This window comes from Phocaeicola dorei (assembly GCF_013009555.1).
Lineage (GTDB): Bacteria > Bacteroidota > Bacteroidia > Bacteroidales > Bacteroidaceae > Phocaeicola > Phocaeicola dorei.
This window is the reverse complement of sequence record NZ_CP046176.1, coordinates 3352821-3368449: the sequence shown is the minus strand read 5'-3', so window position 1 is coordinate 3368449 and position 15629 is coordinate 3352821. Positions and strand designations below refer to the sequence as shown.

19 protein-coding genes are annotated in these 15629 nt (G+C 49.7%); all 19 read left to right on the top strand.

The window, feature by feature from the left end; translation table 11 throughout:
- Window positions 1–1170, top strand: coding sequence for a MalY/PatB family protein (locus GKD17_RS14300; RefSeq protein ID WP_007832644.1), 1170 nt, complete (start codon window positions 1–3; stop codon window positions 1168–1170).
- Between the two features lie 52 nt (window positions 1171–1222).
- Complete coding sequence (locus GKD17_RS14295; RefSeq protein ID WP_007832647.1) at window positions 1223–2050, top strand: SDR family oxidoreductase; 828 nt, start codon at window positions 1223–1225, stop codon at window positions 2048–2050.
- Window positions 2051–2196: 146 nt separating this feature from the next.
- Window positions 2197–3009, top strand: a complete 813-nt coding sequence (locus GKD17_RS14290; RefSeq protein ID WP_007832648.1) for an AraC family transcriptional regulator — start codon at window positions 2197–2199, stop codon at window positions 3007–3009.
- A gap of 130 nt (window positions 3010–3139) precedes the next feature.
- A complete protein-coding gene (locus tag GKD17_RS14285; protein ID WP_007846788.1) occupies window positions 3140–3973 on the top strand; it encodes a carboxymuconolactone decarboxylase family protein in 834 nt (277 codons plus the stop codon).
- A 1-nt stretch (window position 3974) separates the two neighbouring features.
- The gene (locus tag GKD17_RS14280) at window positions 3975–4541 is read left to right on the top strand and encodes a flavodoxin (protein ID WP_007832650.1); all 567 of its coding nucleotides are present in this window, start codon (window positions 3975–3977) and stop codon (window positions 4539–4541) included.
- Between the two features lie 4 nt (window positions 4542–4545).
- Entirely contained in the window at window positions 4546–4896 is a 351-nt protein-coding gene (locus tag GKD17_RS14275) for a hypothetical protein (protein WP_007832651.1), read from the top strand.
- Complete coding sequence (locus GKD17_RS14270; protein WP_007832657.1) at window positions 4893–5645, top strand: SDR family NAD(P)-dependent oxidoreductase; 753 nt, start codon at window positions 4893–4895, stop codon at window positions 5643–5645. The genes GKD17_RS14275 and GKD17_RS14270 overlap by 4 nt, the downstream gene beginning before the upstream one ends.
- Before the next feature lie 25 nt (window positions 5646–5670).
- Window positions 5671–6837 (top strand): aldo/keto reductase, encoded by a 1167-nt coding sequence (locus GKD17_RS14265; RefSeq protein ID WP_007832658.1) that lies wholly within the window; start codon window positions 5671–5673, stop codon window positions 6835–6837.
- Between the two features lie 92 nt (window positions 6838–6929).
- A complete protein-coding gene (locus tag GKD17_RS14260) occupies window positions 6930–7607 on the top strand; it encodes a dihydrofolate reductase family protein (protein WP_007840386.1) in 678 nt (225 codons plus the stop codon).
- Window positions 7608–7614: 7 nt separating this feature from the next.
- Window positions 7615–8679, top strand: coding sequence for an alpha/beta hydrolase (locus tag GKD17_RS14255; RefSeq protein ID WP_007832660.1), 1065 nt, complete (start codon window positions 7615–7617; stop codon window positions 8677–8679).
- 12 nt (window positions 8680–8691) lie between these two features.
- Window positions 8692–9603, top strand: coding sequence for an EamA family transporter (locus GKD17_RS14250; protein WP_007832661.1), 912 nt, complete (start codon window positions 8692–8694; stop codon window positions 9601–9603).
- Window positions 9596–10831, top strand: coding sequence for a DUF418 domain-containing protein (locus tag GKD17_RS14245; RefSeq protein ID WP_007832662.1), 1236 nt, complete (start codon window positions 9596–9598; stop codon window positions 10829–10831). Before GKD17_RS14250 ends, GKD17_RS14245 begins: the two co-directional genes overlap by 8 nt.
- A gap of 38 nt (window positions 10832–10869) precedes the next feature.
- Window positions 10870–11886: an aldo/keto reductase gene (locus GKD17_RS14240; protein ID WP_007832663.1), complete on the top strand. Its 1017-nt coding sequence runs from the start codon at window positions 10870–10872 to the stop codon at window positions 11884–11886.
- Window positions 11887–12030: 144 nt separating this feature from the next.
- On the top strand, window positions 12031–12675 hold the full coding sequence (locus GKD17_RS14235) for a flavodoxin (RefSeq protein WP_032935652.1): 645 nt from the start codon (window positions 12031–12033) through the stop codon (window positions 12673–12675).
- Window positions 12662–13618 carry a DUF6282 family protein gene (locus GKD17_RS14230; protein WP_007832666.1) on the top strand — a complete coding sequence of 319 codons (957 nt, stop codon included), beginning with the start codon at window positions 12662–12664 and terminating at the stop codon, window positions 13616–13618. The genes GKD17_RS14235 and GKD17_RS14230 overlap by 14 nt, the downstream gene beginning before the upstream one ends.
- Window positions 13619–13685: 67 nt before the next feature.
- Entirely contained in the window at window positions 13686–14282 is a 597-nt protein-coding gene (locus tag GKD17_RS14225) for an AraC family transcriptional regulator (protein ID WP_170272833.1), read from the top strand.
- A gap of 100 nt (window positions 14283–14382) precedes the next feature.
- Entirely contained in the window at window positions 14383–14610 is a 228-nt protein-coding gene (locus GKD17_RS23370; protein ID WP_206665352.1) for a flavodoxin family protein, read from the top strand.
- 60 nt (window positions 14611–14670) lie between these two features.
- On the top strand, window positions 14671–14955 hold the full coding sequence (locus tag GKD17_RS23365; RefSeq protein ID WP_007832670.1) for a flavodoxin family protein: 285 nt from the start codon (window positions 14671–14673) through the stop codon (window positions 14953–14955).
- 31 nt (window positions 14956–14986) lie between these two features.
- Window positions 14987–15625, top strand: a complete 639-nt coding sequence (locus GKD17_RS14215) for a flavodoxin (protein WP_007832672.1) — start codon at window positions 14987–14989, stop codon at window positions 15623–15625.
- Window positions 15626–15629: the final 4 nt, after the last annotated feature.

Sequence of the window (15629 nt, the reverse complement as noted above, 5' to 3'; positions counted from 1 at the left end):
ATGAAATACGATTTCGATACGATTATCCCGCGTCGCGGGACGAACTCTTACAAATGGGACACTCCTGAGGAGGAAAATGTGCTGCCCATGTGGGTGGCGGATATGGATTTCCGTACTGCACCGACCATTGTAGAAGCCTTGCAAAGGCGGGTTGCACACGGCATTTTCGGTTATACCAAAGTACCCGAAACCTATTACGATGCAGTCGTCCGGTGGTTCGAGAACCGTCATCGTTGGCGGATAGATCCCCGGTGGATTATCTATACAAGCGGTGTCGTACCGGCTCTGTCGGCCATTATCAAAGCCCTGACCGTACCGGGCGACAAGGTAATCGTCCAGACTCCGGCATACAACTGCTTCTATTCGTCGATTCGCAACGACGGATGCGAACTGTCGGCCAATAACCTCATTTACCGAGATGGTCGCTACTCAATCGACTTCGACGACCTCGAAGCAAAGGTGGCTGATCCGAAGGCGAAAATCCTATTACTATGTAATCCTCACAATCCGGTCGGACGGGTCTGGACGCCGGAAGAGCTGCGGCATATCGGAGACATCTGTTTGCGCAACGGAGTGTTTGTTGTGGCAGATGAAATTCATTGCGAACTGACCTATGAGGGGTATGACTATACTCCTTTTGCTTCCCTGTCTAAACGCTTCCAACAAAATTCCGTGACTTGCGTTTCACCGAGTAAGGCATTCAATCTTGCCGGACTGCAAATTGCCAATATCATTGCGGCCGATGATGATGTACGTCGTCGTATTGACCGCGCCATCAACATCAATGAAGTGTGCGATGTCAACCCGTTCGGCGTAATCGCTACAATCTCCTCTTATAACGAGGGTGGAGAGTGGCTCGATGCTTTGCGCAAATACTTGCGTAGGAATTACGAATATCTCTGCCACTTTTTTGAGCAGCGGTTACCGCAATATCCCGTGTTACCACTCGAAGGAACTTACTTAGTATGGATAGACTGCCGAGCACTCGGTATCGGTTCGGATGCTACGACCTTGCGCCTGCAAGAGGAACAAAAACTGATGATCAATTCAGGTACGATGTACGGACCCGGCGGCGAGGGATTTATCCGTCTGAATATTGCTTGCCCCCGAACACTGCTTGTTGAAGGGTTGGAGCGGATGGCCCGTGTGCTGGAACAAAATGAAGAATAAACCGGCAATGAGATAAAAAATCACGTTATCAAAGAATAAAGAAAAAGTAAATATGAAGAAAGAAGTAATGATATTGACCGGTGCCGGTCAGATAGGAATGGCGATAGCCCGCCGTATGGGATATGGGAAAAAGATCGTTGTCGGAGACCTGAACCCGGAGAGTACCGAGGCTGTTTGCCGTATATTGAATGAGGCGGGATTTGATGCAGTACCCGTCGAAATGAATCTCTCTTCAAGGGAGTCCATTTTGAACTTGATTGCGGTTGCACGGAAACATGGTGAAATTTCAATGCTCGTCAATACGGCGGGCGTATCACCGAGTCAGGCTTCCATCGAAACGATTCTGAAAGTCGATCTGTACGGAACGGCTGTCCTGCTCGAAGAAGTTGGGAAGGTTATTAAAGAAAACGGTGTCGGGGTAACGATTTCCAGCCAGTCAGGGCATCGGATGCCCGCACTGACCATCGAGGAGGATATGCTACTGGCCACGACTCCTGCCGAAGAATTGCTCTCGCTCGACATGCTGCAACCGGATAGTATCAAGGATACGTTACACGCTTACCAGATGGCCAAGCGTTGTAACGTGAAACGTGTAATGGCCGAAGCTGTGAAATGGGGCGAGCGCGGGGCAAGAATCAACTCCATTTCACCTGGTATCATTGTAACTCCCTTGGCTATCGACGAGTTCAACGGGCAGCGAGGTGATTTTTACAAAAACATGTTCGCCAAATGTCCGGCAGGACGCCCCGGAACCGCGGACGAGGTTGCCAATGTTGCCGAACTACTTATGAGCGACAGAGGGGCATTTATCACGGGAGCGGACTTTCTGATCGACGGCGGTGCTACGGCATCGTACTTTTATGGCCCGTTGAAACCGTAATGTGTTGTACTGTAGTCTGTAAGGTAACAGCTGCTATACGAGGTCAAGCGTACAAAAATATTTTATCCGTTTTGCAAATTTGAGCCTTACAACAAAAACTTTATGGTTGGAATGCGTTATATTTGCGAAAATTAAAGACTGACAATATGGAACGATTAGATGTATTCGATTGCTCGAACGTGCTTATAGCGAGTTATTTCACCGATGACCGGGGATGCGCCCACGAAAACAGGGAGCATACGCTTATTTATTTGTGCTCCGGTGAGTTGGAGATAGAGGAACGTGGTAAGAAAACCGTGTTGCATCCGGGGGATTGTGCTTTCATGCGGCGCGATAACCGGATGTGGTTGCAGAAAAAGGTAGAGGACGGAAAGCCTTACCGTTCTGTCGTACTGAAGTTCTCAAGACCGTTTCTAAGAGAATTTTACCAGACGCTTAACCGGCAACAGATTCCGAACGACTCCGAACGTGAGAAGGTAAGCCTGCGCGTGTTGCCCAGTAACAGGCTTGATATCCGTTCGCTGTTCGAATCGGTCATACCCTATTTCGATGCAGGCGAAAAACCGTCCGAAGACGTACTGAAGCTGAAAATGGTAGAAGGGATATATGTACTGCTTAATACAGACCGGAATCTCTATGCGTCGCTGTTCGACTTCGTGGAGCCGTGGAAAATCGACATTCTCGACTATCTGAACGAGAACTACATGTGTGATCTCTCTCTGGAGGAAATCGCCAGTTACACGGGACGCAGCCTGGCTACCTTCAAGCGGGACTTTGCCAAAGTCAGCAACCTGACACCGCAAAAGTGGATTATCAAACGTCGTCTGGAAGCCGCGCACGGCCTGATAAAATCAGGCAAGAAGAAAGTGACGGAAGCCTGCTTCGATGTGGGTTTCAAGAACCTGTCGCATTTCTCCAAGATATACAAGGAGGCTTATGGTGTCGCTCCTTCATGGTAAGATGAACTTCAGGACAAAACAGTTTGAGCCTTGCAGCAAAGCTGTTGTGGAATAATGCCCGTACTTTTGTATCGGAAACAGGAAAGACCTGTCGGTTGTCTTGGAAATGTCGAACTAAAAATCATATCGTATGAAAACAAAAGTAGCATCATTAGCTTTATTATTGACTTTAATTTTTCCGATCATGGCAAAATCACAAGTAAAAATCCAACAGACTGCCGGACGCGATGCGCTCGGAGAATTTGCCCCCGAATTTGCACGTTTGAACGATGATATTCTTTTCGGGGAAGTGTGGAGCCGGAACAATCTGCTTTCGCTCCGCGACCGTTCCATCGTAACCGTGGTCGCCCTAATGTCGCAGGGGCTGACCGACTCGTCGTTCAAGTACCATCTCGAATCGGCGAAGAAGAACGGAGTGACCCGAACCGAGATAGCCGAAATACTCACCCATGCCGCATTCTACGCGGGCTGGCCGAAAGCGTGGGCGGCTTTCCGTATGGCAAAAGAAGTTTGGACCGACGGTAATGCAGACAGCGTAGCGGCAGGTTCGCTCGAAGCGTACGCGCAAACCATCATTTTCCCCGTGGGGAAACCCAACGATGCCTATGCCAAGTATTTCATCGGCCAGAGCTACACGGCTCCCGTGGTAACGGACGGAGTCCCCGTGGTAAATGTGACCTTCGAGCCGGGCTGCCGCAACAACTGGCATGTGCACAAGGCAACGAAAGGCGGCGGTCAGACACTCGTATGCGTGGGCGGTCGCGGCTACTATCAGGAGTGGGGCAAAGAGCCGGTGGAACTACATTCCGGGGATGCAATCAATATTCCGGCAGGCGTGAAACATTGGCACGGGGCTGCTCCCGACAGCTGGTTCTCGCATTTAGCCATCGAAGTGCCCGGTGAGAACAACAGTACCGAATGGCTGGAACCTGTCGGTGATGAAGAATATTCTAAATTAAAATGACATGAAACAGATAGTATTGATACTTATGAGCCTACTTACTTTCAGTAACCCGTCGAAAGCACAAAAACAAACAGCAGATACCGACAGGCCGTCCGACAAGAAAATCCTTGTAGCCTATTTCTCCTGTACGGGGACCACAGAGAAAGTGGCAACCGCTATCGCAAAAGAGACTGGCGGTAAACTTCACCGGATTACTCCGGCTACGGCCTACACTTCGGCAGATCTCGACTGGAACGACAAGGCGAGCCGCAGTTCGGTGGAGATGGCAGACGACAAATCACGTCCTGCGTTGGGCGGAGAAACGATTGAACTGAAAGATTACGACGTGGTGTTCCTCGGTTATCCGATATGGTGGGACTTGTGTCCGCGTCCGGTCAATACTTTTCTTGAGAAATATGATTTCGCGGGTAAAACCGTTATTCCTTTTGCCACTTCGGGTGGCAGTTCAATCACGGGTAGCGTGAAACAACTCAAGAGACTCTACCCCAAAATCGAATGGGAAGAAGGCCGGTTGTGTAATAGAAGTACGAAACAAGTTGGAGATTGGGTCAAACAAGCAATCGAATAAGCCAATGGAAGAGTTGCGAATCGACTGCCTGCACCAGACGGAAGAAGAACTAGGCGTGGTAAAAGAGCTGCGGCAAAATATCTTCCGGCTGAATCATACGATGCCGGATACGGAAGAATATCGTGAATTATTACACAAGGTTTTTCCGCATTTCGGAGAGAATTGTCGAATCGAATACGATCGTTGTAGGAAATCCAGCCAAGTTAATCAGGAGAATATAGATTATGGATTTTTCGGAAAAAGTCATTTTAACAAAGTGAACTTCATAACAAAATCTTTTGAGCCTCGCAGCAAAGTCGTTGCGGGGCTCTCTTTTTACCTTTGTTGGCAGAATATTAAAACAAAAGAATCATGAAAACAATGAATGAGAAAGTAACAATGGTAACGGGGGCAGCGGCAGGTATCGGGCTGGTCTCGGCAGAAGCATTTGCAAAAGCGGGTGCAACCGTAGTATTGGTGGACATCAATGAGCCGAAAGAACAAGCCGAGAAGTTGGTTTCAGAAGGGTATAAAGCCGTGGCATATCGCTGCGACGTGTCCGATACACGGGCTGTAAAGGAGATGATTGACTGGATCGTTGCGACTTACGGCAGGCTGGACGCTGCATTGAACAATACTGGGATACAGACCCCGCAACGGCCGATGGCCGAGATTACCGACGAGGAGTTCGACCGCACGGTAGCCGTCGATCTGAAAGGTGTATGGAACTGTATGCGTTACGAGATTATCCAGATGCTGAAACAAGGCGGTGGTGCCATTGTCAATACCTCGTCTCAAGGCGGTGTTACGGGGTTCCCCGGACAAGCGGCCTATATCGCCTGCAAGCATGCGGTAATCGGGCTTACACGTACAGCCGCCATTGATTACTCGGCAAAGGGGATTCGTATCAATGCCGTCTGTCCGGGTGTGATCCGAACACCTATGGCCGAAGAACTGATACGGCGTAACCCCGATCTGGAAAAGGAACTGGTCCGAGATATTCCTGCCGGACGTCTCGGTAAACCGGAAGAGATAGCCAACGCCGTATTGTGGCTTTGCTCACCGCAGGCAAGTTTCGTGGACGGGCACGCCCTTTTAGTGGACGGGGCATTTTCCATTCATTAAGTTATAATGCATAAAACATAAAATCATGGAAGAAAACAATAAAATGGATATCAGCCGTCGTGGATTTCTCAAAACGGCTGCATTGGCAGGAGCCGCAATGGCCATGCCTTCGGGATTGGGCAAAGTATTCGCTTCAGAAGCGAAACAAGCGGAAACATCCGATGTGGTGGATATCGATGCAGCCCGTATCAAGGGACATCGTGTATTGGGTACGGGCAAGGCGGCATTCGAGGTGTCGGCACTCGGCTTCGGTGTAATGGGCATGACTTACAACCGCAGCCAACACCCGGATAAGAAAGAGTGTATCCGATTGTTGCATGAAGCGGTAGAGCGTGGAGTGACGCTCTTCGACACGGCTATCATTTACGGGCCGTTGACCAATGAGAACCTGGCAGGAGAAGCGCTGTCCGAGTTCAAGGGACGGATTAACGTAACGACCAAATTCGGGCACGAAGTCATCGACGGCAAAGGAACTGGTCGTCAGGACAGCCGTCCGGCAACCATCCGCCGCTATTGCGAGGAGTCACTTCGCCGATTGAGACTCGATTCACTGCCGATGTTCTACCAGCACCGTGCCGACCCGAATACTCCGGCCGAGGAGGTAGCGGCTACCATTGCCGACTTGATCAAGGAAGGTAAAGTGCAACGCTGGGGTATGTGCGAGGTCAGTGCCGAAACAATCCGTAAGGCCCACGCCATTTGTCCGCTGACGGCTATCCAAAGCGAGTACCATCTGATGCACCGCCTGGTGGAAGAGAACGGTGTTCTCGATGTATGCCGGGAGTTGGGTATCGGCTTTGTACCATACAGCCCAATCAACCGTGGATTTTTGGGAGGCTGCATCAACGAATACACGGTCTTCGATGTAAACAACGACAACCGTCAGACCCTGCCGCGTTTCCAGCCGGAAGCGATGCGTGCGAATACCCACATTGTAAATGCGCTGCAAGCTTTCGGGCGCACACGGGGCATGACCTCGGCACAGGTGGCTCTTGGCTGGTTGCTTCAGAAAGCACCGTGGATCGTACCGATTCCGGGAACGACAAAACTGTCTCATCTGGAGGAAAACCTGCGCACACTCGACTTCAACATCAGCTCCGGGGATTGGAAAGAACTGGAGGATACCGTGGCTGCTATTCCCGTTGTGGGAGACCGGTACAATGCCGAACAGCAACGTCAAGTAGGCCGATAAGGAATCAGTAAATGGTAGTATAATCCGTAATTTGTCTACCGGCAGAGCGAAGAAGCTGCCTTACTTTTGCATTATAAATAAAAACCAAGAATATGAGACCATATATAATCAGTCACATGATGACTTCGGTCGATGGCCGCATCGACTGCCCGATGGTCGGGCAACTGAGTACGGATGAGTATTACATAGCCTTGGAAAAACTGGGGCCTTGCTCGAAACTGTCAGGACGGATAACTACCGCACTCGAATGTTCCGCCGTCAAAGAAGAAAGTACCCCGATGGAGGGAACTCCGATAGGTCATAAATCCGTATATGTCGCCAATAAATCGGACGAATATACGATCATTGTCGATACCTATGGGAAACTGCGTTGGCAGGAGGGTGAAGCTGACGGGCATCCTCTACTTTGTATTGTCAGTGAACAGGTGTCCGAGAAATATCTGGAAACGCTGCGCACATCGGGTATTTCGTGGATTGCCACCGGTGCGGAACGCATTGACTTGCCGCAAGCTATGGAGCTGCTTTGTGAACATTTCGGCGTTGAATGCTTGGCGATTGTCGGGGGCGGACATATCTGCGGCGGTTTCTTGGAGGCCGGACTGATTGACGAAGTAAGTATTATGGTAGCTCCGGGTATTGACGGGCGTAAGGGACAGACGGCGGTTTTCGATGGAATCTCCCGTGTGGAATGTAACCCGTACAAGCTGAAATTAGAGAGTGTGGAACAATGGGAAGCAGATATTGTCTGGCTCCGCTATAAAGTAAAATAATACGGCTATGAAGTTACAAACAATCGCCATATTGACGTTCCTGACCTTTGCGAATGTCATGGCACAAGAAACGACAACAACAAAATATATAAATTCAACCGGTATGGAACCATTGGAATTGACACAGGAATGGGATAAGACCTTTCCGCAGAGTGATAAGGTGGAACATAAGAAAATCACGTTTCACAACCGTTACGGCATCACGCTTGTCGCAGACCTTTACAAGCCGAAAAATACGCAAGGACATCTGGCAGCCATTGCAGTCAGTGGCCCTTACGGTGCGGTGAAAGAACAGGTGTCGGGCCGTTATGCCCAGACGCTTGCCGAACGAGGTTTTCTGACCATCGCTTTTGACCCCTCCTATTATGGTGAAAGCGGCGGTACGCCCCGTTACCTCACCTCACCCGAAATCAGCACGGAAGATTTCAGTGCGGCAGTCGATTATTTGACATCCCGTGCGGACGTCAATCCGGAACGTATCGGAATCTTAGGTATTTGCGGTTGGGGCGGGTTTGCACTTAATGCTGCGGCCAATGACCCTCGTATCAAAGCGACGGTAACATCTACTATGTATGATATGAGCCGGGTAAATGCCAACGGGTATTTCGACGCCATGAGTGCCGATGACCGCTATAAGTTGCGCGAGCAACTCAACGCACAGCGTACCGAGGATTATCGTGATGACAGCTATGCACGCGACGGTGGCGTACTCGACCCCGTGACGGATGATACTCCGCAATTCGTCAAGGAGTATCACGACTACTACAAGACGGAACGAGGCTATCATCGCCGTTCCCCGAACTCCAACGAGGGAATCACGAAAACCAGCGTATTGTCATTCATCAATATGCCGCTGCTCACCTATATTAGCGAAATCCGCAGTGCTGTGTTGATGATTCATGGAGAAAAAACTCATTCCCGCTATTTCAGTGAGGATGCCTACAAGCGGCTGACGGGGAGTAACAAGGAACTGTTGATTATTCCCGGAGCCAACCATGTCGATTTATACGACAAGATTGATGTGATACCGTTCGACAAGATAGACGGGTTCTTCAAGAATGCGTTGAAATAAAATATAAAAATAATGCCGAAAAAACTTGCCATCCTATTCGCTTATTTCCTGATTTATGTAGTTTGGGGGTCCACTTACTACTTTATCGGGGTGGCTTTACACGGCTTTCCGACTTTCCTTCTCAGTGCATTGCGCTTCTCTACGGCAGGATTGATACTGCTTGTGATATGTGCATGTCGTGGAGAACGGGCCTTTACCCCAAGGCTTGTAGGCAGGTCGGCTGTGAGCGGAATCATCCTGCTGTTCATCGATATGGCGGTAGTGATGCTGGCCCAGCGATATGTCAGCAGCAGCCTGGTGGCTGTGGTGGCCTCCTTTACCGCTATCTGGATTATGGCACTCGATGCTCCGATGTGGAAATATACCTTTCGGAGCAAATGTATCCTTGCCGGTATTTTGATGGGATTTGCAGGAGTAGGGTTATTGTATGCCGAGCAACTGGAAATGACGGTAACCGTACACGATCATAGTGAATATGGTATTTTACTACTTGTAGTCGGTTGTATTTCCTGGGCATTGGGAACACTTTATACAAAATACCGTTCATCAGACACAGAACCTGCAAACGCGTTTGCAGGTTCCGCCTGGCAAATGCTTTTTGCCGGCATGATGTTCTGGATATGTACATTGGGGAACGGGGAGTTCTCTCCTATGGAATTCAGTACGGTCCCTCTATACGCCTGGTTGTCATTGGCCTATCTGATACTGTTCGGCTCGCTGATGGCTTATTCCGCTTACGTATGGCTGCTGAAGATCCGCCCGGCAACGGATGTGGCCACCCATGCCTACGTGAATCCTGTAGTGGCTGTCGTTATCGGTGGCGGGCTGGGCGGGGAACAGATTACAGGCATACAGTTGCTCGGGCTTGTAATCATACTGGGAAGCGTCATGTTGGTTAACAAAAAAGAAAGAATCAATGAATAAGGAAATGGATATAAAAGACATGGTACCCGTGAAGACCTCGGAACGCCATGTCATCCTCGATGCTTTGAGAGGATTTGCATTGCTGGGAATCTGCCTTGCCAACTTTCCGGAATTTTCGCTTTATACCTTTCAAAAACCGAGAATAACAGAGGCCATGCCTACGGCAGAAATAGATCAGGTAGTCCGCTTCCTTCAATACCTTTTTGTAGACGGTAAGTTCTACACCATATTCTCGCTGCTGTTCGGTATCGGATTCTCAATCATAATCAGCAACGCGGCTAAAAAGGGAACGGACGGATTCCGTATCTTTTATCGGCGGATGATTGTTCTGGCCACCATCGGTTTTCTGCACCTGATGTTTATCTGGAGCGGGGACATCTTGCTGTTGTATGCCTTATTGGGCATGTTGCTCCCTCTTTTCCGGCATGTTTCGGACAGAGTGTTGCTGGGTACTTCCGCAGTCCTATTGCTACTTCCTATTCCGATTGATTGGCTGGCCGGTACATTCGGAGTGTCCCTGTCGGCTCCCGCAGTACGAATGCAACAGCACTATTGTAATTTATATGGTATAACGGAATATAACTTCGGAATCTGGCTGCGTAATGCGGAAAGCTACGGAGAGGTCTTTCAATTTCTGATACAGGGTGCATGGGTACGCTTGCAGGAGTTCATCGACGGCAACCGCTATTTTAAGGTATTGGGATTGTTCTTATTGGGCTGCTACATTGGGCGCAAGCAAATATACGCCAATCTTGAGGCAAATCGGATGCTACTGAAAAAGACGGTGACATACGGTTTTCTGCTGGGACTTCCCTTGTCCGTTCTCTATGCCTGGAGTGCGGTAAACGGGCATCCTTTCGGAACGGCTGCACACACCGCCATCTACACGGCAAGTGTCTATCCTTTAGGTTTTGCATATGTTTCCGCTATCTGTCTCCTGTACCTGCATGGTAGAGGGTGGCGCTTGTGGCGCTGTCTTGCCGCTCCGGGGAGAATGGCACTGACCAATTACGTGGGACAGTCGGTATGGGGTATGGTTCTCTTCTACGGTATCGGCTTCGGGCTGGGGGTCGGCATTGGATTGACAGGAACAGAATCCATAGCTTTCTACGTCTTTCTTGTCCAGATGGCATTCAGTGTCCTATGGCTCTCCTATTTCCGCTTCGGGCCTCTGGAATGGGGCTGGCGGATGCTGACTTATGGGAAATGGCTAAAAATAAGGAAATAAAGTAATTCAATAATAATCTTACTCTAAAACATAACAATATGGATAATAGAAAATTAGGACAGCTGGAAGTATCTCCGATAGGAATGGGATGTATGGGATTCAGCCACGGTTACGGACAAGTGCCGCCCAAAGCGTATGCCATAGAAGCCATCCGCAAGGCATACGACTATGGCTGCACGCATTTCGATACGGCGGAAGCCTATGGCAAGGAACAATTCTACGCCGGGCATAACGAGGAACTGGTAGGTAAGGCTATCGAGCCGTTCCGTAAGGAGGTGGTACTCGCCACCAAATTTCATATTGGCGAACTCTCGCAACCGGACGAGACGAGTCTCTACCGGGAGGTGCGCCGGCATCTTGAAGATTCCATGAGCAGACTTCGTACGGATTATATCGACCTGTATTACCTGCATCGCATCAATGAGACGGTCCGGCTTGAGGATGTGGCAATTGTCATGGGACGGCTTGTTAAGGAAGGACTGATACGTGGTTGGGGATTGTCGCAAGTATCGGCCGACCAGATACGAGCTGCGCATGAGATTACCCCTTTGTCTGCCGTCCAGAACATCTATTCGATGGTGGAACGCGATTGCGAAACGGAGATTTTCCCGGTGTGCCTTGAAAAAGGAATCGGAGTCGTACCGTTCTCGCCGATTGCAAGCGGGTTCCTTTCGGGTAAGGTAACGGCACAGGAGCAGTTCGGCTTCGATGACGTGCGGAAATTCGTTCCCCAACTGTCGAAAGAGAATATCGAGGCCAACCGGCCTATACTCGATTTGCTGCATCGGTTCGCCGTGGAGAAAAATGCGACCAACGCCCAGATATCGCTTGCGTGGATGCTCCATAAATATCCCAATGTCGTACCTATTCCCGGTTCCAAGAACCAGGAAAGGATTCTGGAGAATCTGGGGGCTTGGAACGTCACGCTTTCCGGTGATGAGTTCCGGCAGTTACAATCAGCATTGGATGAATGTAAGGTACACGGACATCGTGGGTGCGTGGAAACGGAACAGACGAGTTTTGGTAAACAATGGAGTGAAGAAACAGCTAAGTGAATTAAGCCACATTCAGTCCGGTACTGAATAATCAAGAAAAAAGGTAGTGAACTTCCTGACAAAACAAATTGAGCCTCGCAGCAAAGACGTTGCGGGGCTTTGCTTTTACCTTTACATCAAATGAATAACTTAAAAATAACAGATATGAAAACGAAACTTTTATTTCTCTTTGCATGGCTTATGTTAGCCATTACGGGCTGTTCCGCGGGCGAACCTCAAACGGAAGAATCGACAACACCTCCGGTTGAAAAAACGGAAGAGCCAGTCGAACCTTCCGGGGACAAAAAAGTGCTGATTGTCTATTTCTCCCATACGGGTAATACCCGGACGATTGCCGGATACATCCATGACACGGTAAAGAGCGACCTTGTGGAAATTCAAACGGCCGATACTTATACCGATGATTATGATACTTTGCTGGCACAAATCCGGGAAGAAGTGGCATCCGGATATTGCCCGCCTTTGACAACGAATATCGAAAACCTCTCTTCGTATGACGTGATATTCATCGGTTATCCTATCTGGGTGGAAACTGCCGCACCTCCCATCCGCACGTTCCTCACAACACATGACCTCGCGGGAAGAACTGTCGTTCCGTTCTGCACGAGCGGGACCAGCTCTGCCGAGGCAAGCTACCGGCTTGTCCGTTCCCTTTGCCCGCAATCGACTGTATTGGAGGGCATACAGATTCGTCGGGGAACGTATGACACGGCTTATGAACGGGTTATCGCGTGGTTGCAGGAAATAGGTATTGTCGAACTGAATAACGGAGGAAATGATGAAAAATAAACAAGATCTGTCACGCCGTGACTTTATCCGTAACTCCGTGATGGCGGGAGGAGCCGTGCTGCTTTCCGGTGTATTGCCATCACATGCGCAGACACCGATATTCTCTGCCGCTGAAAATTCGGATTCGCCCGAAGCCGATGAACTGCTGCGTGGTGTCAGTGACATCCATCTGCACGCAGCTCCGGATTCCAAAGCCCGTTTGGGAAATGAATTGGAGTTTACCCGCGCGGCACGTGATGCCGGCTACAAATCCATGCTGTTCAAGTCCAACGATTTCAGTTGTCATGACCGGGCTTATCTGATCCGTCAGGAGTTACAGGGGTTCGAGGTATTCGGAAGCCTGTGTATGAACCGGGTACACGGGGATAAGGTAAATGTATTCGCTGCGGAAAAAGCCGTGGGCACAACCGGCAATCTTTGTCGTTGTATCTGGATGCCGACGCAGGATGCCGTTTACCAGAATATCCGCTATCACGGCAGGAAAGAGGGTGTGCCCGTTGTGGACGATAACGGGCGTGTGCTGTCTGAAGTCGTGCGAGTCATGGAGATATGTGCCGAAGCGAATATCATTTTCGCAACGGGGCACTCTTCGTCCGAGGAGAGCATCACGCTGGCTCGGAAAGCCCGTGAGGTGGGTGTGAGAAAGTGTGTCGTGACTCATGCCAATTCCGGTATCTGGAAAATGACGCACGATCAGATTAAACGGTGTATTGATCTCGGCGCGTGGATGGAATACAGCTACATTACCAATTTGTGGGGACCGGGTACGGGACTGCCCGATTTCGAGCGGATGAGTGATAAAGAATTTGCAGACTTTGCACGTATTGCCCCGCAGCGGAGTATCATAACGACCGACCTCGGTCAGGTTGGGATGCCTCACCCAGTGGATGGGATGCGCCGCTGTATTCTTGCGTTGCTGGAAAACGGGCTTGCACAGAAGTAGGTCGATTTTATGGTACGTAGCAATCCCGCACAACTTGTCGGACTTTCTGTATCTGAATAAACTTTATATGGAAACAGAACAGCATATTTATTTTTTCGAGTCAATAGATACGGTATCTCAAGCCTGTCATCTTTTTTCCAATCATACGCTGGTATATCTATACAGCGGGCGGTTGTATTTGCGGAACCAGTGCGGCGAAACGCTGAATATCGAAAGGGGCGACAGTGCCTTCATCGGACGTGACAGCTATTCGCACATCTATGCCGAGCCGGAATTGCACGAGCCTTGTCGGGTTCTGTTCTTCTCTCTTCCGCGAGAGTTCTTGTGCGAGTTTTATCATACACTCTCTCCATCCGACCGCAAATCATCGACTACGGAACTCTCGGCCCTGCACCGTCTGTCATCCATATCCGAAACGGAGAGCCTTTTCCGGTCATGGATGCCTTACATGCGGGAGGGGCAGGAAATTCCTGAAACGGTGCTGCGATTGAAAATGACAGAAGCGGTCTATGTCCTGCTGAATACGGATAAGCGGTACATTCCCACACTGTTCGATTTCGCCGGAAAATGCCGGATGGACATGTTCGATTTGCTGAACAAACCGATGACGAAAGAGATTAGATGGCAGGAATTACAATTTGAGCCTGACAGCAAATTAAATTGACCTTTATAACAAAGCCCAAGATTTGCAGTTGCCGTAATTTTGCAATGTAGATCAATTAAATAGAATAAACGATATGTATAAGAAAAGTATTTTGTCACTTATGGTTATGCTACTGTTCGTGGCGACATCGTGCAACAGTGAAGAACCGGCGGCGATAGAGCCGGGAGGAACCATTTCAGGGGATGCGGGAAAGACCCTGATCGTCTATTTTTCATGGGGAGGCAATACCCGGACAGTCGCCAATCATATCCACGACCTTATAGGTGGCGACATCGTGGAAGTGGAAATGGTCGTTCCCTATCCAGATACTTATGAAGAGGTGACGTAGATCGCACCGGAAGAGCTGGAGAGCGATTACCGTCCCGAGTTGAAAACAAAGGTGGAGAATATGGACGAGTACGACACGCTGATTGTCGGGACGCCTATCTGGGGAGGACACCTTACACCGGCGATGAAAAGTTTCCTGGCCGGTTATGACCTGTCGGGCAAATACATCGCCCCGTTCTGCACGCATGGCGGTAGCGGCACGGCTCAAAGCGTCAGCGACATCCGTTCGGTATGCCCCAATTCGACAATACTCGGAAGTCTGGCCGTATATGGCAGCCAGGCGGAAAATTCACGCGGCGATGTGGAGAAATGGCTCGAACAAATAGGTATTCTTAAAAACAACTGACATTGAATCATTTAATTAAATTATAAGCGTTATGAAAAAGTATCTGTATTTTTTGTTTGCCGCTTTTGTAGCGGTGGGATTGAGCGCCTGCTCTCCCGATGAAGACGAACCGTACGCACCTGATACCGAGGTGCCGACACCGACTCCCGATCCTGACCCGACATCGGGAAAAACGCTCATTGTGTATTACAGCTTTACAAATAATGTGCATACCATCGTCAGCGATTTGCAGACGCAGATAGAAGCCGATGTGGTACGGGTCGAACCTGCCGAAGAGGGGCTCGACTATGCGGCCAATAACTACGCAATAGGTAGTGCGCTGATTCAGGCAATCCGGAATAATCCGAATGATGCGGCATCCTATCCGGAAATCAAACCCGTGGAGGTGAATATCGCCGATTACGACCGGATTATCGTAGGCGCACCTCTTTGGTGGAGTAATATGGCAGCTCCCTTACAAACATTCCTGTTCCAATATGGTAGTCTGATGGAGGGTAAGAGCATCGGACTGATCGTATCCAGTTCCAGCAGCGGTATCAGTGGTGTCGAGTCCGATGCCCGACGGCTCATTCCGGGTGGCGACTTCCTCGAACCGAGCCTGTGGATACGTTCAGGCCAAACGTCCAACTGCCACTCAATGATTGCCGACTGGCTGAGTCAAATCAATTAAAAAA